This is a genomic window from Nocardioides malaquae (assembly GCF_015070385.1).
Taxonomy (GTDB): domain Bacteria; phylum Actinomycetota; class Actinomycetes; order Propionibacteriales; family Nocardioidaceae; genus Nocardioides; species Nocardioides malaquae.
In genome coordinates this window covers 1-23,542 of record NZ_JADCSA010000010.1, presented here as the reverse complement: position 1 = coordinate 23,542, position 23,542 = coordinate 1, and the positions used below count along the sequence as shown (strand labels likewise).

General features: G+C 71.1%; 11 protein-coding genes. 2 read left to right on the top strand and 9 right to left on the bottom strand.

Going from position 1 to position 23,542, the window contains the following annotated elements:
• Nucleotides 1-6 precede the first annotated feature (6 nt).
• Complete coding sequence (locus tag IEQ44_RS11005) at nt 7-201, bottom strand: hypothetical protein (protein WP_193638518.1); 195 nt, start codon at nt 199-201, stop codon at nt 7-9.
• On the opposite strand from IEQ44_RS11005, the gene IEQ44_RS11000 reads away from it, so the two are divergent.
• Nucleotides 200-3,601, top strand: coding sequence for a lamin tail domain-containing protein (locus IEQ44_RS11000; protein ID WP_193638517.1), 3,402 nt, complete (start codon nt 200-202; stop codon nt 3,599-3,601). The genes IEQ44_RS11005 and IEQ44_RS11000 overlap by 2 nt on opposite strands.
• 16 nt (nt 3,602-3,617) lie before the next feature.
• Entirely contained in the window at nt 3,618-4,145 is a 528-nt protein-coding gene (locus IEQ44_RS10995) for a YjbQ family protein (protein ID WP_319804620.1), read from the top strand.
• A 6-nt stretch (nt 4,146-4,151) separates the two neighbouring features.
• On the opposite strand, the gene IEQ44_RS10990 is transcribed toward IEQ44_RS10995, so the two are convergent.
• From IEQ44_RS10990 to IEQ44_RS10955, 8 genes are all read right to left on the bottom strand, one after another.
• Complete coding sequence (locus IEQ44_RS10990) at nt 4,152-5,432, bottom strand: ComEC/Rec2 family competence protein (RefSeq protein ID WP_193638516.1); 1,281 nt, start codon at nt 5,430-5,432, stop codon at nt 4,152-4,154.
• Nucleotides 5,429-7,522, bottom strand: coding sequence for a DEAD/DEAH box helicase (locus IEQ44_RS10985; RefSeq protein WP_193638515.1), 2,094 nt, complete (start codon nt 7,520-7,522; stop codon nt 5,429-5,431). The genes IEQ44_RS10990 and IEQ44_RS10985 overlap by 4 nt, the downstream gene beginning before the upstream one ends.
• Nucleotides 7,522-8,835: a BREX system ATP-binding protein BrxD gene (brxD, locus tag IEQ44_RS10980; protein ID WP_193638514.1), complete on the bottom strand. Its 1,314-nt coding sequence runs from the start codon at nt 8,833-8,835 to the stop codon at nt 7,522-7,524. The genes IEQ44_RS10985 and brxD overlap by 1 nt, the downstream gene beginning before the upstream one ends.
• A gap of 14 nt (nt 8,836-8,849) precedes the next feature.
• Nucleotides 8,850-11,555 carry a BREX-2 system phosphatase PglZ gene (pglZ, locus tag IEQ44_RS10975; protein ID WP_193638513.1) on the bottom strand — a complete coding sequence of 902 codons (2,706 nt, stop codon included), beginning with the start codon at nt 11,553-11,555 and terminating at the stop codon, nt 8,850-8,852.
• A gap of 4 nt (nt 11,556-11,559) precedes the next feature.
• A complete protein-coding gene (locus IEQ44_RS10970) occupies nt 11,560-15,276 on the bottom strand; it encodes a DUF6079 family protein (RefSeq protein ID WP_193638512.1) in 3,717 nt (1,238 codons plus the stop codon).
• A 16-nt stretch (nt 15,277-15,292) separates the two neighbouring features.
• Nucleotides 15,293-18,898, bottom strand: a complete 3,606-nt coding sequence (pglX, locus tag IEQ44_RS10965) for a BREX-2 system adenine-specific DNA-methyltransferase PglX (RefSeq protein ID WP_193638511.1) — start codon at nt 18,896-18,898, stop codon at nt 15,293-15,295.
• Nucleotides 18,895-23,019, bottom strand: coding sequence for a BREX system serine/threonine kinase PglW (pglW, locus tag IEQ44_RS10960; protein WP_227487324.1), 4,125 nt, complete (start codon nt 23,017-23,019; stop codon nt 18,895-18,897). The genes pglX and pglW overlap by 4 nt, the downstream gene beginning before the upstream one ends.
• Nucleotides 23,020-23,137: 118 nt before the next feature.
• Nucleotides 23,138-23,449, bottom strand: coding sequence for a hypothetical protein (locus IEQ44_RS10955; protein WP_193638509.1), 312 nt, complete (start codon nt 23,447-23,449; stop codon nt 23,138-23,140).
• Nucleotides 23,450-23,542 lie beyond the last annotated feature (93 nt).

Below are 23,542 nucleotides of genomic sequence, written 5' to 3'. Positions count from 1 at the left end.
CGCATCCTAGGGGTGGCGACCGGTCGCGAGCGGTCCCTGACCCGGCCCGGAGCCGGCGAGGAGCCGGTGAGGAGAGCGGTTCGTCGCCCAGGCCTCGCCGCCGCGACACCTCGAGGTCACCTCCCGGTCGCCCGCGTGCCTGACGCTCGGTCCGTCCGGCGTCCCGAGCGCCGGTTGTCCCGAACCCACGTGAGGAACCATGAGACGACTCCACCGTGCCCTGCCTGCGTTGGTGGCAGGCGCCGTCGCCGCCTCCGGCGCGGCCGCACTGCCCGCCCCGGCCACGGCCGCCCCGACCGCTGCGGCGGCCTCCGTCGCGACCGAGCTGAGGATCAACGAGGTCTACTCCGCCGGCGACGACTTCGTCGAGCTGGTCAACACCGGCACGGCGCCGGTCGACCTGACCGACCTGCGCTTCGTCGACGGCGACCCGGACCACGCCCCGGTCCCCTTCGCCACAGCGGGTGCGGTGCTCGCGCCGGGCGCCTTCGTCACCTTCGCGACCGACGCCATCAACGGCGGCAACGGCTACGGACTCGGCAAGGGTGACTCCGCGACGATCCTGACCGCCGACGGCGTCACGGTCATCGACACGGTGACCTGGCCCGCAGGCGAGCACGCCACTCCGTCCTACGGCCGCTGCGCCGACGGCACCGGCGCCTTCGTCATGAACCTCTCCGCCACCCCCGGGGCGGCCAACGACTGCCCGAGCCCCTACGCGGGGATCGTGGTCAACGAGCTGCGCAGCAGTGACGCAGCCGGTGGGGCGGACTTCGTCGAGGTGACCAACACGGGCACGACCGCGGTCGACGCCTCCGGGCTGACGTTCGTCGACGGCGACCCCACCCACGCGCCGCTGCCCTTCGCCGCGCCCGGGACGACGCTGGCGCCCGGCGCCTTCCTCTCCTTCGACACCGAGGACCTCGACGGCGGCCAGGGTTACGGGCTCGGCAAGGGCGACTCCGCCACCCTCCTCGACGGCACCGAGGTCGTCGACACCGTCACGATCCCGGCCGGGGAGCACGCCACGCCGTCGTTGGGACGCTGCCCCGACGGTGTGGGTGGCTTCGTCACCACCATCTCGGCGACCCCCGGCGCGGCCAACGACTGCCCCGCCACCCCGGGCGCCGACGCGATCCGGATCAACGAGGTCAATTCCGACCCCGAGGACTGGTTCGAGCTGACCAACACCGGTGCCAGCGCCGTCGACGTCTCCGGTTGGCGCTACTCCGACTCGACGACCAGCAGCACCCACCCGATCGCCGCGGGCACGGTCGTCCCGGCCGGTGGCTTCCTGCGCATCGCCTCCGCGGTTGGCCTGGGCAAGGGCGACGCCGTGCACCTCTACCTCGCCGACGGGGTCACCGAGGTCGACGCGACCACGTGGCCCGCCGGCGAGCACGCCACCTCGTGGGGTCGCTTGCCCGACGGCACCGGCACCTTCGGCGTGACCTCCCCGACGCCGGGCGCCGCCAACGGCGCGTCGGTGCCGGCCTTCGAGACGAAGGTCGTCGTCAACGAGGTCTCCAACGTGGCCGGCAAGGTCGAGCTGCTCAACACCGGTGCCGCCGCCGAGGACCTCTCCGGCTGGCAGCTGGTCGACGCCACGGGTGACGTCGCCTTCACGGTGCCTGCCGGTACGACCCTGGCCGCGGGCGGCTTCTACGTCGCCGACCCGGTGGTCGGTCTCGGCAGCGTCGACGCGATCGCGATCCGCCACCCCGATGGCGGACGGGTCCCCGGCCACGCGTGGAGCGAGGACGGCATGGAGTCCTACAGCCGCTGCGACGCCTTCGGCACGGTCTCCTACGTGGAGACGCCCACCGCCACGTGGGGTGCGGCGAACGCGTGCCCGACGCTGCAGGCGCAGGCGTGGCTTGGCCCGTCGGAGATCCGCACGGTCGACGCGGTGGACGCCTTCACCGACCTCGACGCCAACGACGAGGGCGACGTCTCCGGCGTCACCTTCGACCCCGCCGACCCGAGCGTCCTGTGGGCCGTGATGAACAAGGGGCGCCTCTTCAAGATGCGCCAGGTGGGGGAGCGGTACGAGACGTTCCCCGAGTGGGACGGCGGCATCCCGGTGCGCTTCACCGACGGTGGCGGAGAGCTCGACGCCGAGGGCGTCACCGTGGGTCCCGACGGTGCGGTCTACCTGACGTCGGAGCGTGACAACGCCCGCGCCAAGAAGATCTCCGACAACCGGGTCGCCCGCTTCGACGTGAGCGGCGTGACTGCGGCGACCACCGAGCTGGTCGCCACCCACGAGTGGGACGTCAACGCCCAGGTGCCGACCGGCACCAACCTGGGCCTGGAGGGCATCACCTACGTGCCCGACTCCTTCCTGGTCGAGTCCGGCTGGACGGTCGACGGCCGGGCCTACGGCGCGGGCGACCACGCCACGCCCGGTCTCTTCGTGACCGCGGTCGAGGGCACCGGCAACCTGCACTTCTTCTCGCTGGCCGCCGGTCAGGTGCCGGTCGAGGTGAAGGTGGAGGCCTCCGGCTTCCCGTATGCGATGGACGTCGCCTTCGACGCCGACCGCGACGTGTTGTGGGCGCTCTGCGACGACACCTGCGGGGGTGTCCACCACGTGCTCACCGTGCAGGACGGCGACTTCGCCGTGACGAGCTCGTACGCCCGTCCCGGCGGCATGCCGAACCTCAACAACGAGGGCATGGCGATCGCGCCGTGGAGCACCGCGGTGGACGGTCGCGTCGAGGTCATCTGGGCCGACGACGGTGACACCGATGGTCACTCGCTGCGTGCGGGTCACCTGACGCTGCCGGCGGTGGAGGGTCCGGAGCCGACCCCGGTTCCGGAGCCGACGCCGACTCCGGAGCCGACAGAGACCCCGGCTCCCACCCCGACGCCGACCCCGACCGAGACCCCGGCTCCCACCCCGACGCCGACCCCGACTGAGACGCCGACGCCTGCTCCGACGCCGGTTCCGACGCCGACGGCAAGCCCGACTCCGACGCCGGGTCCGACACCGACCCCGGCTCCGAGCCCGACTCCGGCCCCGACGCCGGAGACGAAGGTCGACTCCCGCGTCTCGGCCTCCCCGGTGCGGGTCGCCTACGGTCGGGCCGCGAAGGTGGCGGTTCGGGTGACGCCGGCTGCCTCCGGCACGGTCCAGCTGCGTCGCGGCGCCCAGGTCGTGGCCACGGGCACGGTCGCCTCGGGTGTGGCCACGCTCCGGATACCCGCGCGATCCTTCCGCCCGAGCGTCACCCAGCTCGACCTTGCTTACTCCGGTGACGCGACGACTCAAGCGTCCACCGGCACGGTCCGCCTCACGGTGCGCAAGGCCGGGGCGAGGATCGCCAAGGTCGTCGTCGCCAAGAAGAAGGCCGGCGGCGCGAAGGCGACCCGGGTCGTGCGGGTGAAGGTCAGGTCGACGACCGGCGTGCCGGTCACTGGCAGGGTCACGATCCGGATCGGTGCGAAGACCTACCGCGCCCAGGTCACGAAGGGTGTCTCAAAGGTCAAGGTCAAGGCGCCGAAGAAGAAGCGCCGCACCACCACGATCGTGGTCCGCTACCGCGGCTCGAAGACCGTCGCCACGGCAAAGGTCGTGAAGCGGGTGCGCCTGCGCTGAGCCGGCGAGCACCGACGTGCGGACGTCACACGGTCAGGGCGGGGGCCTGCCGTGTGGCGTCCGTGTCGTGTGCGCGGGAGCTCAGGCGAGGCTGCGCGTGGCCCGTGACCTCAACGGCGTCGGCTGCCACGATGGCCGGATGGACTCCCACGTGACGACCTACCGCACCGGTGACGTCGAGCGCGTCCTCGACCTCACCTCGGACGCTGCCGACTGGGTGGCCGGGCGCGGCGACGGCCTGCTGCACGTCTTCGTGCCCCACGCCACCGCCGGGATCGCGATCCTCGAGACCGGCGCCGGCTCCGACGACGACCTGCTCGCCGCCCTGCGCGACCTGCTGCCCGCCGACGACCGGTGGCGCCACCGCCACGGCTCCTTGGGCCACGGCCGCTCCCATGTGATGCCGGCGCTGATCCCGCCGTACGCCAGTGTGCCGGTGCTGGGTGGTCGGCTCGCGCTGGGCACGTGGCAGAGCATCTGCCTGGTCGACCTCAACGTGGACAACGCGGAGCGGGAGGTGCGGTTCTCGTTTGTGGGTGGGTGAGGCGCATCAACCGCCGAACTTGATCGAGCAACTCTCCACTGAGCGAGCCTTCGTGGATGTCGTTACAACGAGAACGGTGCTGCCTTGGTTGGTGGCGGACAGAATGACCTTCTGATGAGGGTGGCCGTAGAGTCCGTCAGCGCTCACAACACAGGTCGGCGGTGACGAAAAGCCGTTGAAGATGTCCTCGTTGTGGTTGTGTCGCGACCCGTGGTGCGGCAGGGTCAGGTATCCGGCATTGACCTTGAGATTGTCGAAGACTCGGTTGAACTCGGCGATCGCTCGCTCGCTCTTCAGGGGCGCGTCCCCCGTCCCGAGCCAGCCGGGCAGCAGCTGCCAGGAACCGACCTCGGGACGCTCCACGTGCTCGTGAATTCCGCGACTCCGAAAAGTGGAGTAGGAAGACGGTGACACGGCCGGTCCTGAGTACAGGCACAGGGAGGTGTCGTTTCGGCTTCCTAGCCCACGTAGTGCGTCGTAGGCCTCACGCAATTGATCCTGATAACTGGTGACCAACTCAAGGACGCAGTTGGGGTCCTGCAAGCAGTCAGCGGTCTCGGGAACGGTGAGTCCAAGTGAGACTCCAAGTTCTTCAACGAAGCGTGGTGCCTGTCGACGAACTCGCTGCAGGACGTAGTACCTAAAGGTCCAGAGGGCGGTGAAATTTTCCGGCTTGTCTGCGGGAGTGCCAGCTAGGTCAACAGAGCACATACCTGGCTTCAGCACTCGGTGAAGGTCCAGGTCGTTACCAGAAAAGGTCGACGCAAGAGTCTGACCAGCCAGTTCCCCGGTCGGCTCAGTCTGGCCTGGGGGCACGACCTCGACTTCCTCGCAAAGGTCTTGGAGAGTCGCTTCTGGGAACGCGACGAGGCGCCGATAGAAGTCTTCGTCCTCGTCATCAGACGCGCTTGTATCAGACTGAACGAGGCTCTTGGTGTAAGCAAGGATCCTTTCTTCGACAGGCAACAAGGGAGCGATCACCCGCGTGAACTGCACTCCTCTGTCCTTCAGCACTGGGAGTCCTGAGACGTGATCCTTGTCGAAGTGGGAGATAAATAGCAGGTCGTGCCTCTTGCCGTGTCTGCCCGTGAACGCATCGACCTCTCGTTCGATCACGCAGCGTTTGCGGTTCGTGCCACAGTCGTAGACGACCCGGAAGAATGGCTCCAGACGACCGTCGACTCGTGCGGCGAACTCTTGTGAATGAAAGAACCCTGCTCCCACCGCCCATTGCGAGTAGGTGACCGACCAGCGTGCTGATCCTCGCCTCAGGAGACGTCGACTCATGGACGTCCCGATTCGGTTCGGTGCTGCAGGGGTTGCTGCACGATCTGTGCGGCCCCCACCCGGTCGGTGAACCGCTCGGCCAGCACCCGCACCGCGTCCTCAGGCGGCAGCGCCGCGGAGAACTTCAGCTCCTCAGCCATCGCAGCCGGGATATCAGGCACCGCATCGGAGACGTCGGCATGGTTGATGGCAGCGGTGTCGTCGAGGTCGCGCAGGATCATCACGTCGTTGTAGGAAGTGCCTTCCGGGCCACCCAAGGCTGAGCGCAGCGTCTCGTTGGCCTTGAGACCGGCCCAGGTCCACAGGTGCACGTCGGGCCCGGTTCGTTCGACGACGAGCCCGGTGTCCGACACCTGGTGGCCCCGTCGCTCGCGGAGAGACGCGAGCCGCTGCTGGGCGCGCTGGGTGAGCGGGACGTCCGGAGTCTCGCCGAGCAGCACGTCGCGTTGGGCGCGCATCAGTTCGAAGGACAGCGCGATGGCCCCGCTCTGCCACCGGACGTCGGCCTTCTGGGAGACCTGGCTGACGTGCACGACGAAGCGCTGCCAGTCGACATGCTCGACGTGCCAGGCGCGCCCGTTCATGAGGATGGCCTTCTCTTCGCCCTTGTCGTCGGGTCGGGGGAGCGCCAGGGGGGAGATGAACCCGATCTCCTTGGTGCCGGCGACCACGCGCAGCTCGCGCTCGGCGGCGAAGGAGGACAGCAGGTCCATGAAGTGCCGGCGGCCGAACGCCTTCTCGGCCGCGGGACCGATCATCAACCGGCCCCCGTCCTCGACGAGGAAGCCGGCCGCCCGCAGGTGCGCGAGTACGCCCTCAGCCGCGGTCATCAGTCCGCTCGCGGCCGCTTCGCCACCCCACCACGACGGCCATGCGGTCGCGTCGAACGAGCTCTCCTGAATCGCGAGGGCCAGCAGCTGTTGGGCGACCAGGTGCTGGGGGTGTGGCGGCGGCAGCACCGGCTCCACGAACCCGCGCCGCCACAGCAGCAGCAGTCCCGCGGCTTCGAGGAAGGCGTCGGAGTCGGTGGCCAGGAAGAGCGTGTTGCGGACCGTCCCGGGTCGGCGTCCGGTCCGGCCGAGGCGTTGGAGGAAGGAGGCCACCGTTCGTGGGGCGTCCACCTGGATCACCCGGTCGAGGTCGCCGATGTCGATGCCGAGCTCGAGGGTGGAGGTGGCGACGATGACGGTGTTCTGCGCTTCGGCGAAGGCCTGTTCGCTGCGGCGACGTTCGTCCGCGGAGAGCGAGGAGTGCGACACGAAGGTCTCGACGCCCATGTCCCGCAACGCTCGGGCGATGTGTTCGCTCTTGCGCCGCGACTCGCAGAAGACCAGCCGTTTCTCGCCGCGGTGGAGGGCGGCGATGACCTTCGCAGCGTTGGCCTCGGACCCGACGAAGTCAAGGGTGACGTCGGGCTGTGCGGCGCCGGGCGGCGCTTCTTCGGTGACGACCCGCAGCTCCCGCGTCGGGTCACCCTGGAGCCACTGCCCGATCTGCTCGGGGTTGCCGACCGTGGCCGAGAGCCCGACCCGCTGGATGTCCCGTCCCGCGAGGCGTTCCAGCCGCGCCAGGACGCCGAGCAGGTGCCATCCGCGGTCGGAGGCGGCAAACGAGTGCAGTTCGTCGATGACGATGGTGCGCAGCTGGCCGAAGAACCGGTTGTGGTCGACGCGTCGCGACACCAGCATCGCCTCGAGCGACTCGGGCGTGGTCAGCAGGATGTCCGGGGGTTCGGCGAGGATGCGGCGTCGTGCACCGTCACCGATGTCGCCGTGCCACAACCCGACCGTACGTCCGAGCCACGCGCCGTACTTCTCGATGCGGGGGTGCAGGTTGTTCAGCAGCGCCCGCAGCGGGGTCACGTAGAGCACGGTGAGGCCGCGCCAGTCCTCCTCGACCATCGAGGAGAGCACCGGGAAGGTGGCGGCCTCGGTCTTGCCGCCCGCCGTGGGCGCGATCAGGATGCAGTCGGCCCCGGAGCGTACGGGCGCGATCGCCGCCTCCTGCAGGGGGCGCAACCGTGGCCACCCGAGGTCGTTGACGACGTGGAACTCGATGGCCGGGTTGAGCGCCGCCTCCGGGGCGACCATCAGACCTCCGGGTCGATCTCGAGGTCGATGTCGTCGGCGCTGCCGACCGGGTCGGGGCGGCGTCCCAACGCCGCCGCCTGGCGTTCGGCCGAGGTGAGCTCGAGGTCGCTGACGGTGAGCGCGTAGTCGCGGCGCGGGTCGAAGTCATCGAACTGGTCGACCCGGTCGAGCACGTCGGCGACCAGCTTCTTGAGGAAGAGTCGCGGCGCCACGCCGGTGCGTCCGCCGAGGTCGCCGGCCACCGCCCCGGCCAGCAGCGCGACGTAGGCGTCGTCGACCACGGCATTGATCCGGTCGGGGTCGGAGGCCCCGAGGGCGTAGATGTCACGGACCCGCAGGCCGAGCTCGACCAGGCTGTCGGGGGTGAAGCCGTGGAGCCGGATCTGCACGGCGCGGGGGTTGTCGAAGCGCGGGTCGTCGAAGTCGGTCTGCAACCGTTGGGCCAGTGGCGCGAGCCGCTGGATGCCCTGTTGACCGTCGTAGAAGGCCGGGGTGCCGGTCATCAGCAGGTAGAGCCCGGGGAAGCGACCCCCGTCGACCTCGTCCATGAGTTGGCGCAGCGCGTTGAGGGAGCGCTCCCTGATGTCGGAGCGGACCCGTTGGAGCGTCTCGACCTCGTCGAGCACGAGCACGAGCCCCTGGTAGTCGGAGTCCCGCAGCACGGTCAGCAGACCCTGCAGGAAGCCGAACGCCTGGAAGTGGTCGATGTCCCCGCGCACCCCGGCGGAGCGCCGGACGGCCGCGGAGACGTGCGGCTGGCCACCGAGCCAGGCGAGCAGCGCGTCGGCCTGGGCGCGGTCCCCCTGCGCTGCGGCGCGTCGGTAGGCCCGCAGCACCTGGGCGAACGCGGGCGCCTGCGCGCTCACCGCTGCCAGGCGCTTCTCCAGCAGCTCCTCGGTGGCTGCGTCGACGTCACCGGCGCCGGCCTCACGTGCGTCACCGTCGAGCACGAAGAACCAGCCGTCGACCACGTCGCGGAAGGAGGGCGAGAGTGAGTCGACGATCCGGCGGTAGACGGTCTCGAGCTTGTGCAGCGGCGTCTCGGACTCGGAGATCTGCACCTCGGCGGTCGCGAAGCCGGCGGCCTTGGCGCGCTCGGTCAGCCACCGCGAGAAGAAGGTCTTGCCGGATCCGTACTCACCGCGCACCGCCTTGAACTGCGCGCCCCCGGCGCCGACCGTGCGGAGCTCCTCGTCGATCGTGGTCTCGAACCGGTCGAGCCCCACGGCCATCACGTCGAGCCCCTGCTGCGGCACGGTCCCGCGGCGCAGGGCATCGACGATCTCCTGACGTCGGCGGGGGCTGATCTGCATCTCGTCTCCTCCCGTCAGATTCCGAACTGGTCGCGCAGCAGCGCCACGTCGAGCTTCACGCTCACCCGGTCCACATCGTCCTCCAGCACGGCGTATCCCTCGACGTTGAGGAGCCGCTTCACCGCTGCGAGGGTCGGCTCGACGTGGTGCACGGGGATGCCGGCCTCACTGGCCAGAGTGTCGCGGTGGGCGCGGTGGCCGCGGGCCAGCAGGGTCCGCACCACGGTGGCGACGACGGTGTCGTCGGGGCGCCGCCGTCCGGCGCGGGCCTTCTGCCCGGCGTACGCGGGGGAGGCCAGCAGAGCGTCGACGAGGTCGCCCGTCGACGACGCGGCCGCGGGGGCTGCGTCGGATTCCTCGGCAGGTGCCACGTCGAAGAGCGCGTCCTGCGACGGGTCGACAACGGCGGGACGAGCCGCCTTCGGCGCACTGGCCTTCCGTGCCGGTGCGCTGACCGTCTCCTCGGGCTCGGTCTGGCGGACCGGCTCGTTCCACCACTCGGGGGCCTGCGGCGGCGCCGGGACCCAGCCCTTGGCGCCGGCCGGCTGGGCGCCGGCGGTGACGAGGCGTTGCAGCACGATGACCGGGATCGTGACCTCGGCCAGGCTGGCGCCGCCGTGGTAGCCGGGGTGGCGGCGCCCGTAGTGGACGCTGGGGTCCCACAGCAGCACGGCTTCGCCGCCGGGGGCGAGCACGCGTGGCCCGCGGACCAGCACCTCGCCGTCGGTGACCTCACCGCTGTCGGGCGTACGCCACCGCGACGTGTCGCCGGGTCGGGCTTCGGTCGCCTGCTCCACGACGTGGCCGTGGTCGGCGGTGAGCACGACCGTACGCCCGGCGGCGCGCGCCGCGGTGAGCAGCGCGCGCAGTGGGGCGAGGCGGTCGAGCGTCCAGGTCATGGCGCTGACGTCCTGCTTGTGCAGGGTGTCGTCGATGGTGTTGAGCACGACCCCGACGACGGGCCGGCCAGCCACGTCGTCGATCGCGGCGGTCACGGAGGCCGGCAGCTGCTCGCCCGCGTCGGAACGCAGGTCGTCCTTGTGGAAGAGCGGGGCACCGGGGAACAGCGTGGCGAACCCCTTCTTCTCCACCGGCCCGGTGCCGGTGGTGAGGGCACCGCTGAGCAGGGAGGCCCGCGAGATCTCGGTCAGGGAGGGCAGCGCCGCGATGGCGCTCATCCGGGTGCCGGTGGCGGGCACCCACTCGACCAGGCCGAGCTCGCCGACGCTCTCGGCGATCTCGGTCGCCACCGCCAGGCTCATGGCGTCGAGCACGATCAGCAGGACGCCGTCCTGGAGGCGCCACGGCTGGACGACCTCCGCCAGGAGCCGCTCCACGGCGACGCTGCCCTCCACGGCGTGGGGTGCGGCGGCGTGGGCGGCGAGTTGCTGGGCGGCCACCTGGTCGCGGGCGTGGCGTCGGGCCGCGACCCGCGCCAGGAGCGCGGCGTAGTGCTGGGCGAGCACCCCGTCGTCGGAGCCGTTCCAGACGGCGTTGACGGCCCGGTCGACCCAGGCGCCGTCGCGCACCTGTCGGTGCAGGGAGTCGTGCAGTGTGGTGCAGGTCGTCTCCGGTGTCTCCAGCCACCGGGTGAGGCGCACGGCCATCCGGGCCGCGGCCAGGGTGGGCGTCTCGTGCTGGGCGAGCGCGTGGGCAGTGACGGTGGCCAGCGCCTGCTCGGCGGCCTCGGAGCCCTGCCCCAACGCCTCCCCGAGGGCGCGCATCCGGGCCGACAGACCAGCGGGCAGCAGGTCGGAGAGCTCGGCGCCCTCGGCCCAGCCCAGGTCGGCGAGCACGGCCTCGGCCTGGGCGAGGGTGTGGCGGGCCTCGACGGCCTGGACGGCGTTGACGGCGAGTCGCTGGCGGACGACCGCGGCGCAGGCCGCGCCGATCCGCGCGCCCGCCTCGACGGTGAGCTGGCGGCCATCCAAGTGGCGTTCGATGAGGATGCCAGTGGCCTGACCGCGGGCCATGCCGGTCGCTGCCGGGTCCCAGAGTGCGGCCATCGCGAGGCCGACGGCCAGCGGGGTGACGGGGCTGGGGTGCGCGCCGGCGCGCAGCGCGAAGCCGACCTCGACGCCGAGGTGTGCCTCGGCCCAGTCGGTCAGCTCGGCCCGCAGCGCCGGGTCGACGCCGCGCCACCGCGCCCGGGCGGCGGGGGAGTCGAGCGTGGTGAGCACCAGGGAGGCGTCGGGTGTCTCCGGCAGGGAGCGGCCGAGCAGGTGGGCCAGCAGGTTGCCCAGGGCGTGCGAGGCGGTGACCTCGACACCCCGGGCCGGCGGCCACCCGCCGGCGGGCGCGTGGCTCAGCAGGGCGGCGGGTGCCCAGGTGCCGACGCGGTGCAGGTCACGCGAGCAGCCGGTGGCGTTGAAAAGGGCCGGCACGGCCTGCCACAGGTCGGGCATCTCGATCCGCCGGCGCCAGGCGCGCAGCAGGACCGCGTCCCCGAGGTCCTGGGTGGTGCGGTCGGTCAGCACGACCAGGTAGTCGTCGGCGGGCAGCTGGGCGTACGCATCGAGCACCGCCAGCTGGGAGGCGCAGGGCCGCACGTGCACGACCCGGTCCTCGACGGTGAGCGTCGGATCGCCGGACCACTGCGGCAGGGCGTGCAGGATCAGCACGCGGGCGTGCGGGTCGTGCTGGCGCACCAGTGCCTTGGCCCGCTGCCGCACGTAGCCGGGTTCTGCGGGCGCGGTGGCGCCCGCCACGGTGGTGATCACGGTGTCACTCCCAGCCCCAGCGCACCCGGAAGGTCTTGCCGGGCTGCTTCTTCGCATACGCCGCCTTCACCTGGGCGGCCACGTCGCGCAGGTCGTCCTCGTCGGTGATCTCCAGCACGACGTCGTCGGGGTGGGTGGGCGCGGTGACGGACGGCGCCACCGGCTGCGCAGGGCCAGGCTGCACCGTGTTCGGCGGCACCGGCCGGTCGATCGGCGGCTGCGGGGCGACAGGCCCGGGCTGCGGTGCCTTCGGCAGCCGGGCCACGATCTCGGCGCGTGCCTGGGCCAGCGCGGGCGCCAACGCGGCGTGCAGCTCCTCCGCGCGGGCGGCGGCGTGCAGGCCGGCGGTGACGGTGCCGTCGGTGTCGAAGGCGTCGATCTGCTCCAACAGGTCCCAGGCAGCGCCACGCAGGGTGGCGACCAGGGTGTGCGCCGAGCCCAGTGACTTCGCGAGCGCCTGGGGTTCCTCGGGCAGGTCGAAGCCGCCGAGGGTCTCGATCACCACGGTGGGGTCGGTGCGCGACACGAGCGCCTCGACGAGGTCCCGGCCGCGGCGTGCGGTGGCGAGGCGCCCGGTGAGCGCAGCCGGGTCGAGGCCGAGCACGGCCGCGTGCTTCTCCAGCTCACGCACGAGGTCGGTCGCGGCGGCGCGCCACTCGGTGGCCTTCTGGCGCACGGCAGCGCCGTGGCGGGCGACGGCCGCGGCGTTCAGGGTGTGTTCGCGGGGGATGCCGAAGACCTTCTCGGCCCGCTCGAGGGCGGCGGCCCACAGGTCGGCGTCGGGGAGGACGGCAGGCACCAGCACCAGGTCGCCGGGCACCGAGGCGACGTCGGGGGTGGCGGCGGGCGCCTGGTGGCGCTGCCACTGCCGGTCGTCGAGAGCGGCCCAGGTCAGGATGACGAGGTTCTCGACCTCGGGCCGCATGCCGTGGGCCGCGAGTTGGGCCCGCAGCGTGGCCACGTCGGGGGAACCACCCGCGTTGGCGGCCCACTGGGTGAACTGGGTCCACCAGCGGAAGTTTTCCTTTTTCACCGCGAGCACATTTTCCCGCAGCTCGCCCAGCCCCAGGGCGGCCACGACGGGTCGTGCCGTGGTGGCCTTGCCGCGTTCGATGCCGTCGAGCCGCCCGCCGTTGTCGATGGCGCGGCGCACCAGGTCGAGGGTGTGGGCGAGGTGGGTGCGGGTGACCTCACGGTCGCTGGGCTCGAACTTCGGGTGGTCGGGATACTGCTGCTCCAACCCCTGGGCCAGCACCTCGTCGAGGCCGCCCTTGAGGTGGGTGGCCTGCGGGGTGCGGGGCCGGAAGCCGGGCAGCAGGCTGACGAAGGTGTCGCCGGCGTCGACCCGGGCGCCGAGGTTGTCGTCGCTGCCGGTCTGCACGGCGTACGCCTGACGCAGCGCGGTGCGCAGCTGCTCGCGCAGGTTCTTGCGCTGGTTGTCGAGCTGCATCCGGGCGGGTTCCCGGTCGGTCATCGGCAGGTGCTCGGAGTTCTGGGCGAACCGGTCGCCGGTCATCAGGTATTCGAGCAGCACCAGCTTGCCCAGGTCGTCCATTCGCTGCGTGGAGAGGTAGTGGGGGATCCAGGCGATGGTGGTGCTCTCGATGCGCTCCTTGGCCTCCGCCATGCGGACCACGTCGTCGTTGGGTCCGTGCTCGGGGGAGTCGTCGAAGGGATAGTCGATGACGACGCGCCAGCGGCCGCCCTCGGCGGTGAGCGCCTGGTCGCTGACGCTGTGCACGTCGCGGATGTTGCCGAAGACCAGGTCGGCCGTGCGCCGGGAGCCGCGCCACACGTGGTGGTGCTGGAACTCGGCCATCAGCCCGCCCTGCACGGTGACGCCGAGCTCCTCGATGAGCAGGTCACGCAGGAGCTTGCGGCGGTTGGCGGTGCTGTCCTCGTTGCGGACGTGCTCCAGCACGGAGTCGTAGTCGACGCCCGAGAGCTGGATGCTGATCAGCGGGTCGGCGCCCGCGCCGATGGTGACCTCACCGAACTCGCTGGTCCACTCCCGCACCCACGCCAGCACCTGCTGGTGCTCCTGGCCGGGCACGAAGGAGACGACGGTGCCGAAGTTGAGCGCGGCGAGCTTGGCGGCGGTCAGGTTCTTCAGCGAGGTGGCCTCGGGCACCAGCTCGGCGACGAGCAGGGTCTTGGCGAGCCGGTCCTCGGTCCGGAAGGGTGCCGTACGCGGCAGCGCGGCGGCCTCCTCCTCGGTCACGGAGTGCTTGTTGAGCAGGTAGGGCCGCATCTTGCGCAGGTAGAAGGTCTCGGCGTGCTGGAAGTGCCGCTTCATGGCGTCGGTCAGCGGCTTCGCGTCACCGAGCACGACCACGTCGAAGAGGTCGCCGACGGGGATGACGTCGCTGACGGTCAACTCGTCGCGGCCGGCGGCCAGCAGCTCACTCATGAGCTTCAGCGCGGTGCGTTCGCGCTGCATCAGCGACGACAGCGCCACCATCGCGTCGACGAGGGCAGGGGAGAAGGGGTAGACCTTCGCGAAGTCGACCTCCCCGGAGCCGGCCTCGTCCTCGAGCAGGTAGCGCCACGCCGCCGGGTTGGCCTTGACCCGGCTGATCGCTGCGGACAGCGAGACGCGGCCCTCGTCGCTCGTGGGCTGGAGGAGCCGCTTGTTGACGATCTCGGGCAGGTCGGTGGCCTGCAGGGTCAGCTTGTCGAACCGGTCCTCCCACCACTGGAACGACTGCCCGAGGGCCACCTGTTCGGCGCCGACGCCGCTGCCGCCGAGGAAGTCCTTGAGCTCGCGCTGGCGGGCGACGAACGAGATGAGCGGCACCGGCAGCACCCCCATCTCGGACTCCACCAGCTTGGCGACCTTGGAGGTCTCGGCCTGGATGAAGGCCATGTCGCCCAGGTGCTGACCGAGCCAGAGCACCAGCTCGTCGAGGAAGAGCACGACGCCGTCGTAGCCGAGCTCCTTGGCGTGGGCGGTCATCGCCCGCAGGCCCTGGGAGATCTCCAACCACTCCCGGGTGGCGACCGAGGACTTGTAGAAGGTCGCCACCAACGCCCGCACCAACCGCTCCCGGTCGGGGTGGTCGGCCGGCTGGGCCGCGGCGGCGTCGTAGGTCTCGGCGCTCCAGCCGGCGGCCCGTTTGCCCCACTTGGAGGCCCCGGCTTCGGCACCGCCGAGGCGGGCGAAGAAGGCGTCGTCGCCCAGGGTGGCGCGCAGGTCGGCGGCGTCCTCGAGGATGCCGTCGGACTTGTGCAGCACCGGCAGCGGCGCGTCCGGGTGCAGCCGGCTGACCGTCTGCTGGTAGCCGGTGAAGAGGGCTTCCTCGAACGACTTCTTGCCGAGCAGGTGGTAGTCGACGGCCAGCAGGTTCTTGTCGAGCACGGGCGCGTACTTCGCCACCGACGCCTGCAGGCCGGGCAGGGCCCGTGCGTCGGGGTTTCCGGTGAGCAGCAGGTGCATCACCGCCATGAAGTGCGACTTACCAGAACCGAACGACCCGTGGATGAAGGTGCCCTTCGAGGAGCTCTGGGTCAGCGCCGCCTGCACCAGCCCCAGTGCCTGGTCGAACGACGCGGCGATCGCCGGGGTGACGACGTAGTCGTCCAGCGTGCGCTGCGCGGCGTCGACACCACGGTGCAGCTGGAGCACGAAGTCGTCGGCGTGCACCTGCTCGGGCACGTCGATGGCGTCCTTGAGCAGGAGCGCGGGATTCGGGGTCACAGGGTGGTCCGCTGAGTCGGTCATTGGGTCTCCACGGTCGTCAGGTGGTGCGGCGGCGGCCACGGGTCGGTGCGGGCGGACGCCACGCGTCGAGGTCGGCGCGGGTGACGCCGACCTGCTGGGCCCAGCTGTCACTCATGGAGCGGATCACGGCGGCGGGACTCTGCCCGAAGCGGGGATCAATCTCGCTGTGCCACTGGTCCAGCCACGGCTGGAGCTCGGCGAGGCCAGCCAGCAGCGGGATGAGCTGCTCGGAGTCGGCGCCCAGCGCCTGCTGCTGGCCGAACTCCCGGGCGAGCGCCTGGGCCTGCTCGGCGTGGTCCCAGCCCGCCCACCCGATGACAGGCGTGCTGTCACCGGTGCGCTGCACCCCGGGATAGGCGATGAACCGCTCCTTGGGCACATCCAGCTTGCCCCGCGCCTGCCAGAAGGAGGTCTTGCGGAAGTCAGTCGGCTTGTACTTCGGCGGCACCGGGATCGTGACCTGCTCCCCGGCGTCCTCGCGCCGTTGGAGCTCCCACACCTCCTGCCAGGTCCGGTACTTCTCGATCCCGGGCTCCTTGTAGCGCAGGGCGGCCAGGTGGGGCACCGGCTCGTCCTTGAGCAGGTCACCGAGCACGGCCGTCAGGTCCACCACGTCGCTGCCCGCCAGCAGGAGCGCGCACTGGCTGAGGAACGCGTCGTGCCGCACCGCGTCCGCCAACTCGGCGATCGAGCGAGGCAGAGGGGCTCCGGTGGCGTCGAACCACAGCTCACGCTGCTCCAGCCGGTCGAGCATCGCGTCGCGCAACGCCTCCCTCAGCAGGGCGTCCCAGCCGGGCGTGGCCCAGCGACGCTTGAACTCGGGTCGCTCCAGCAGACCGATGGCCTTGTCGGAGGCGATCAGGTCGAGGCGGCGCTGCACCAGGTCGCGGTAGTCCGCCGGCCAGGGGTCGGGCAGGTCCGTCCGCGGCGTGGAGCCGTGACGGTCGAACCACGCGGTTTCCTCGCTGCCGTCGGCGACCTTGCGGGCCAGCGCGATCTCGAAGGCCCGCTCACCCAGTGCGAGCTGGCGCTCGTCCTCAGGCCAGGCGCCGGTGTAGGTCAGGTCGTCGTCGACCAGGCCGTAGAGCCGGTAGACCTCCCAGTCGAGTTCCTCCTGCTCGAAGATCATCCGCGCACGTGTCCCGGCCCACTCCGCTCGGCCACGAGCTACGGCCGCCGCCAGGTCCGGCGCGCTGGGGTCACTCAGGAGGGACCGAGGGCTGGTGGTGGTCAGCGCCGTGGCGAGCTCGTCCAGGCGACGTCCCGTGGCGCCAGGCAGGGCGGCCGGCAGCGGGAACTCCTTCAGCTTGGTGCCGGTGAACTCGTAGAAGTCCTCCCACGGCACCTGAGTCTGGCGGGCGCCCTTGGTGTCGACCGTAGAGCCCTTGTTGTGGCTCACCTGCTTGAGCCAGAAGCACGCCGTGGACGAGTTCAGGACGCCCAACAGGTCGAGGTGGTCCTGCTCCGTCGCCGACTCCGGCAACTTGATGACCGGTGCGGAACGGTTGAAGACCTTGCCGCCGCGGTCGAGCACGAAGTGGTTGTGGGTGGCGACGAAGGCGAAGGTGATGGCCCTGGCCGCCCTGACTGACCACCGCGTGAACTGCATGTACTCGGACCAGCGCAACCCAGCATCGGCCATGACACCCTGAAACGTGGAACGCGCGGCCAGGAAGGTCCGCCACTGCCAAAGCGTCTCATCTAGCCGCGTGGTGGGTGAGAGATCAGGTTCGTAGGGGAACACAATGCGTTGCTTGCCCGCGTCCACGTAGTCACGAATGCCATCGCCAACGACGAAGGGCCTCACGTAATCGAAAGCACTCTTTTCACGTGGCAAGGCACGCGGGCGCATGTAAACCTCGTCTGATCCGGCGCGAATCGCGCCGCCAATCCCTACCTCGAGGAGGGCGCCAAGACGCTTGGCGGCTCCTGCCTCCACCCGGCTTGTGACCAGCGATGATGCGCCGCCGGACAAGGACCAGGGATGGGACCGCAGGTCGTTCCGAGCGAGGTCAACCACGCTGACGTGCATGCCCTCCGTGCCGGGACTGTCGACGTGCTCCACGATCTCCCGCCAGACCAGACCACTGTTGGGATCGGAGGGCTGGCCGGGCTCACCGCGGACGCCAAGAATGGCCCGCACGGTCTCTGTCTGGGGACGCCTTCTGCGGCCCACCAAGATGACGGTCGGAGTGCCGTGCCCGGGGATGTAGGCACCTGAGGTGTCGATGACGTGGGTGAGGTCGACCGGGTTGCCGAGGTCGTGCCCGGCGAGCAGGGTCTCGGTCACCTTCTTGCCGAACTCGCGCTTCATGAAGGAGTTGGCGGTGATCTGTCCCGTGTAGCCGGCGGTCTGTCCGGCCTCCCCCTTGAGCAGCAGCTGGAAGAAAAGCTCCATGAATGGCACGGAGAGGGCGTACGTGCCGGAGCACATCTTGTACTGCTCGCGATAGGTCTGGTTGAGCACCTTGTCCTTGACGGTGATGTAGGGCGGGTTGCCCACCACGACGTGGTACTGGCCCGGCTTGAGGATGCCGTGGTAGTCGGAGAGGTCCTCGGTGTCGTACTCGTAGATCTCGTCGTCCTCGTCCAGACCCAGCGAGATCTCGAGCTGCGCTTCGTGGGTGCCCAGCAACGCATCACCCACCGCCAGTCGATAGGCGAAGTCGGGAGCCTCGACCAGCGACCGCGCCCCGACCGCCTTCAGGCCGGCGACGGTGAGGCGGAACCGGGCGATGGCCACGGCGAAGGGGTTGAGGTCGACGCCGTGGATGGAGCCCATCGCGCGTTGCACGCGCTCGCGCACGTCGAGGGCAGGCGCCTCCTGCGCCCAGAGGTCGTTGAGCCGGGCGAAGGCACCGAGCAGGAAGTGGCCGGACCCGCAGGTGGGGTCGATCAGCTTGAGCCCGGTCAACCCGAACTCCTCGACCGCGGGCGTCAGGGTGAGGGCGAGGATGAACTCCTCGACGAAGTCGGGTGTCTGGAGCAGGGCGTAGGTCTTCTTGGCGTGCTCGGAGAGCTCCTGGTAGAGGTCGCCGAGGAAGCGGGTGCCGAGATCGGGGTCGGTGAAGTCGTGCACCAGGTCGCCGTCGGTGTCGGTGGTGCGCCAGAAGGTGACCAGCCGGTCCGCGGCCTCCGCGCTGATCAGGGCCGACCAGACGGGAGAGTGGTCGCGGTCCACCAGTTCGTGGCCGGCCGGCTGGCTGGCGAGCACGGTGAAGGCCTGCTGCAACCAGTCGCGGCGGTTGGCCGAGGGGTCGGCGGTGAAGAAGGCGGTCTCGTGCTCCAACGCCCTGGTCAGCAGCACCCCGGGGCCGGCGATCCACGGCATGGCCACTGGGCGACCGGCGGCGTCGCGGGCGCCGGCCAGCAGGCCGTTGTCCTCGCAGAACCGGATGAACGTGGTTGCCACGATCCACGCCACCGCCGCCTGGTCGACCTCGTTGTCACGCCAGGTCACCCAGGCGTGGCCGGTGCGGCCACGCTCCAGCGCGGTGCGGTGCTGCTCGCGCAGTCGGGCACCCCAGGTGTCGGCCGTGTCGTCGGCCCGCTCACGCAGGTCGGCCTGGAGCAGCTTGAGCTGCGCCTTCAGGTCGGCAAGGAGGGCGGCGGAGTGGATCACGTTGATGCTCCCGTGTCGGTGGGTGAAGCGAAGTCGAGAAGAGCCGGCAGGTCGAGGACGCCCGAGGGGCCGAGTGGCACCGGTTGACCCTCCAGGTGGGGCACGGCCGTGGAGCCGTCGCGCGCCACCAGCAGCCAGCGGGTCGCCGGACGCGGGCTGCCGATGTCGAGCAGCTGTGAAAGGTCCTCCCGCATGCCGTACCGCGCCAACGGGCCGGCGTTGACCACCAGCAGCGGACGCGGGTCGGCCATCGCCTCGGCCCACCGGGGAGCCAATGCCTCCCGCACCAGCGAGGTGAGCTGCTCCCAGTCGTACGAGCCGCGCTGCGCCGCGTCGGCGTCCAGCACGACCTCCCACGGCACCTCCTGCTCCTCGGCCAGCGCCCGCGTGGCGTCGACCACGAGGCGGGAGACGTCGAGCAGCGCCACGTCGTAGGTGGCGACCAACGCAGTGATCGCCTGCTGGTAACGGTGCGGGGCCACGGCCAGGGTCAACGGGGCGTGCTGACGCAGCGAGGTCCGCAGCGTCCGGTCGACCTCACTGGTCGAGACGCCCGTGACGGTGGCGCCGTAGCCGGTGACCGACTGCGAGACGCCCGTGGAGTCGCGGGCAGCGTACTGCGTGCCATTCCAGGCCATGCCCGGCAGAGCCGCCAGCACCAGCGGGTCGAGCTCGGGGTGGCTGGGCACCGTCGCCTCCAGCTCCGGGAAGCGGGAAAACACTCGGCGGCGCACCCACATCTCCGAGATCACCCGGCCGGGGCGCCCGCGCAGGGCGTGGTCGATGGCGTCCGCGACCGGCAGGCTGCGGGGGTAGAGCTCCCCGAACCCGGAGACCGCGGCGGTGACCGACGTGGCCGCCGCAAGCCGCACCAGACGCTCGTCGGTCACGTCGGCGCTGCGCTCCGCACCGGTGGGCAGCAGGGCCCGCAGCTCCGCCCGGGCCCGCGCGGCCGGCACCACGCCGTCGACGACGAGGTCGTCGGCCCGCGCACCCAGCGCCACCGCCAGCTCGGTCAGGGCATCGGCGGACAGGTGGCTGCCCGCGGTCGTGAGCGCGTCGTCCGGTTGGGCGGTCTCCGTCAACGCCACCAGCGGTGTCGCACCCGCGGACGGGCGGCGGATCGTGACCCGGGGCTCGTCCTCGCGTTCCTCGACCTCCACCGCGGCCCGCACCAGCGCCACCGCGTGGTCGCGGCGTGCCGCGCCCTCCAGCTGGGAGCCGAGCCGGCCGGCCAGGGCCAACGCGACCTCGGCCAATGTCATCACCCGGCCCTCGGAGGCGAGGATCGCGACCAGGTCGTCGCGCACGTCACGCACCACGTCCAGTTTGGCCCACCGCTTCACGGCCCGGTTGAGCGCCGAGGTCAGCGCGTCCTGGCTGACACCGCTGCGCTCCGCCGCCTCCGCCACCGTCGGCCACGGCGCCTGGGGGCCGGGGGGCGTGTCGAGGCCGACGAGGGCGCGCAGCGGGGCCTCGTCGGCCCTGGAACTCGACGGCACGGCCAGGACCACCCGCACCACGCCCTCGACGCCGCGACCGGGCGTGACCTCCACCGCGGTCGTCTCGCTCAGGCGGGCCCGCCATTCGCGGATGCGGCGCTGGATCTCCTTGCGGTAGTGCTCACCCAGACCCCGCACGGCGTTGATGCTGCTCGGGGGGATGCCGAGCAGGTCACCCACCGTGAGCACGTCGAGGCGCAGCACACCGGAGAGGGCGCGGGCACTCAGACCCGCGTGGTTCAACGGGGTGGTCAGGGTGGCGGCCGCGGCGGCCGCGTCGTCCCCGTCGGCGCCGTCGCCAGCGGTATCGAGGTCCGCGAAGACCGCGGCCCACGCCTGCGCCATCTCGCCCAGGTCCGAGAAACGGTCACGCGCGTCGGGGGCCAGCGCACGACGGAAGAAGCCGGTCAGCGCGTCGGCGACCGCGTCCTCGAAGCTGGTCGCCATCACCACCGGCGCCTCGTCGACCGACAGCGGACCGTGGCTGCCCTCGGGCCACCACAACGGGTTGCCGGTCGCCATCTCGAAGAGCGTCGCCGCCACCGACCACAACTCCGCAGCACGGTCGTACTGCCGGCGCCCGGAGAGCGCCAGGTAGGGGTCGAGGTAGCCGGGGGTGCCGGAGGTGGTGTTGTCGAGCGGTTCGCGCGCCAGCGACAGGTCGAAGAGCGTCAGGCGCGGCTTGCGGGTGCCCGGGTCAGGGGAGATCGCCAGGTTGGCCGGCTTGATGTCGCGGTGGAACACGCCGCGCTCGTCGAGGTGGGCCACAGCCTCCAGCAGGTCGCGGCCGTAGCCCTCGAGCTGCTCGATGGTCGAGCGGCCCTCGCTGGCGATGCGGGTCGCCAACGTCTCCTTGCCGGCGTCGGAGAGCAGCAGCGCGTGGCGCCCGTCCAGCGGGATCGGGCCGCCGATGAGTCGCACCACCCGCGGGTGGTCGAGCTGGGCCAGCACCTCCGCCTCGACGGTGAGCCGCTGGGCGGCCGCATCGTTGCGGGCCACCTTCAGGATGATCGGACGCGTGTCGTCGCTGTCGTAGTCGACGGCCAGCAGGGCGGTGCCGGTCGAACCCTCGCCGCGCCGCTCCACCACGTCGAACCGGTCCGCGATGACCGAGCCGGCGCGGGCGTCCAACGGGTCCTGGACCGGTTGCGGGTTCCGCTCGTCCGGGCGCAGGTCCTGGGCTGCCTCGTCCAGCTGGGTGAGGAACGCCTCGACCGAGGCGGTGCGCTCGGGTTCGGCGAACGCCGTGGCGCGGCGTACGACGTCGGCGTACTGGTCGGGGATCTCCGGCACGACCGCGCTCGGGTCGAGACCCTCGTCGCGGCCGAAACGGGCCTGCAGCTCCGCCAGCGTGGTGGCCGGCGGCTCCCCGGTGAGGATGAGGTGGGCGAGGGCGCCGAGTCCGTAGACGTCGAGGGGGATGCTGGGCAGCTCCTCGGCGCCGTGCAGCGCCTCGCGGGCCAGGTAGACCCAGTCCTTCTCGTCGACCGCGCCGCGCACGTCGGTCAACCCCGCCGACAACGCAGTGACCTTGGTGCGGGTGCTGGCCTCGCGCTGGCCCGTGTACCAGTCGCGGATGCGGATCCGCGGACCCCGCCCGAGCTCGTCGCGCACCCACACCCGGCTGGGTGCCAGCGCCCGGTGGGCCAGGTGACGGTTGTGGGTGTAGCGCAGCACCTCGCCGATCTGCCGGATCAGCTGGAGCCGGGTGTCGAAGTCGAGGGAGTCGCCGCGCGCCGCGAGGTACTGGTCCAGCGGCTGGGCGTCCGGCCACACGTCGAAGAGCAGCGCCGGACCCGAGTCGGTGACCAGGTAGTCGAGGGGCCTGTCCACACCGTCGTGGTGCAGCGGCTCGGTCAACCGCAGCTCACGCCGGGCGCCCGCCTCGATCCGGGCCCGCTCGTCCGGGGAGCTCTGCGGAGGCACGTCGAAGAGCCGCAGGCGACGCTTGAGGTCCAACGCCGGGTGGGTGACCACGAAGTCCTGCCAGTCCTGTCCGACAGCGACCGGGTCACCGTCGTCGAGGACGTACTGCCCGATGCGACGCTGGCGCGGGGTGGCGACGAAACCGGCCTTCTCGCACGCCTTGCGGGCAGCGGTGGCCGTGGGTCGGTCCACCATGTGGTGCGGGTTGTCGGCCTGGCTGGTCAGGAACGAGCCGAGCGTCGGGAGCCCGCCCGCCAGCTGGTAGCCGTCGAGGGCGAGCACGTGCGTACGCCCCAGGTCGTCCAGCTCGATGGTGGAACCCTGACCGTGCATCACCACCAGAGCGCCCAGGTAAGGGACGGGGGCGTTGGGATGCACCTGCTGCAGCAGGCTCTTGAGTCGCTTCGCCTTGCTGATCGTCAGCTTCAACGGGTTGTCGTAGTGGCGGACCTGCCCGCTGGGCAGAATCTGGTGCCACGACTGCTGGTTGCCGCCTACGGTGCCGTGCCAGCCCTTCAGCTCGACCACGAAGAAGCCCCGCTTGGTCAGCAGGAGCACGTCGACCTCACCGGCGCGGCCGTCGAGGTCGAGGAAGGTGAGGTTGACCCAGGCCCGGGTGAGCCCGTCCTCCGGCAGGAGCTCACGGAACGTGTCGAGCGCCGCCTGCTCGGCCGGCGTTGCCGGCTCGCCCATGACGATCCAGTTCGGAGAATCTGGCTTCATCGGGGCGTGGTTCCTCTGCTGGTCATGGGCGTGCGCCAACCCTATCCAGATGGGACGGGTGGTGTGGGTGGTTCGACGGTGAATCGGCTCAGAGCCGGTCGATCCAGATGTCGTCCTCGCGCTCGTCCCAGAGGGAGCCTGCGTCCTTCTGCGGGGAACTGGCCCCCAGGGCGGTGATCACCCGCAGCGCCTCCTCCGAGGTGAGGTCACGCAAGGCGGTGAGCGGACGCCCCGCGTGTTGCTCGATGAGGGACTGGCGCTCCCGCTGGTCAGCCAGGCCCCGGGCATCCAGTGTCTTGCGGAGCAGGTCGACCTGCCAGTCCGCGACCGGTGTGGGCTTCGGGGTCGGGGGAGTAGGCGGAGTCGTGGGCACGTCGTCGCCGAAGAGAGGAGTGTCCATGGGTTTCTCCTATGTCAAGCGGCGGCTGCGAGTCCAGTCGCAGCGCGGGCTTGGTGGTCGGTGGTGAGGTGGTTGAACACGATCCGGGAGAGG

Coding starts and splice junctions, on each gene's coding strand:
- IEQ44_RS11000 (WP_193638517.1), top strand. CDS start 200: ATGAGACGACTCCACCGTGCCCTGCCTGCGTTGGTGGCAGGCGCCGTC.
- IEQ44_RS11005 (WP_193638518.1), bottom strand. CDS start 201: ATGGTTCCTCACGTGGGTTCGGGACAACCGGCGCTCGGGACGCCGGAC.
- IEQ44_RS10990 (WP_193638516.1), bottom strand. CDS start 5,432: ATGAGTCGACGTCTCCTGAGGCGAGGATCAGCACGCTGGTCGGTCACC.
- IEQ44_RS10985 (WP_193638515.1), bottom strand. CDS start 7,522: ATGGTCGCCCCGGAGGCGGCGCTCAACCCGGCCATCGAGTTCCACGTC.
- brxD (WP_193638514.1), bottom strand. CDS start 8,835: ATGCAGATCAGCCCCCGCCGACGTCAGGAGATCGTCGATGCCCTGCGC.
- IEQ44_RS10970 (WP_193638512.1), bottom strand. CDS start 15,276: ATGACCGACTCAGCGGACCACCCTGTGACCCCGAATCCCGCGCTCCTG.
- pglW (WP_227487324.1), bottom strand. CDS start 23,019: ATGGGCGAGCCGGCAACGCCGGCCGAGCAGGCGGCGCTCGACACGTTC.
- IEQ44_RS10955 (WP_193638509.1), bottom strand. CDS start 23,449: ATGGACACTCCTCTCTTCGGCGACGACGTGCCCACGACTCCGCCTACT.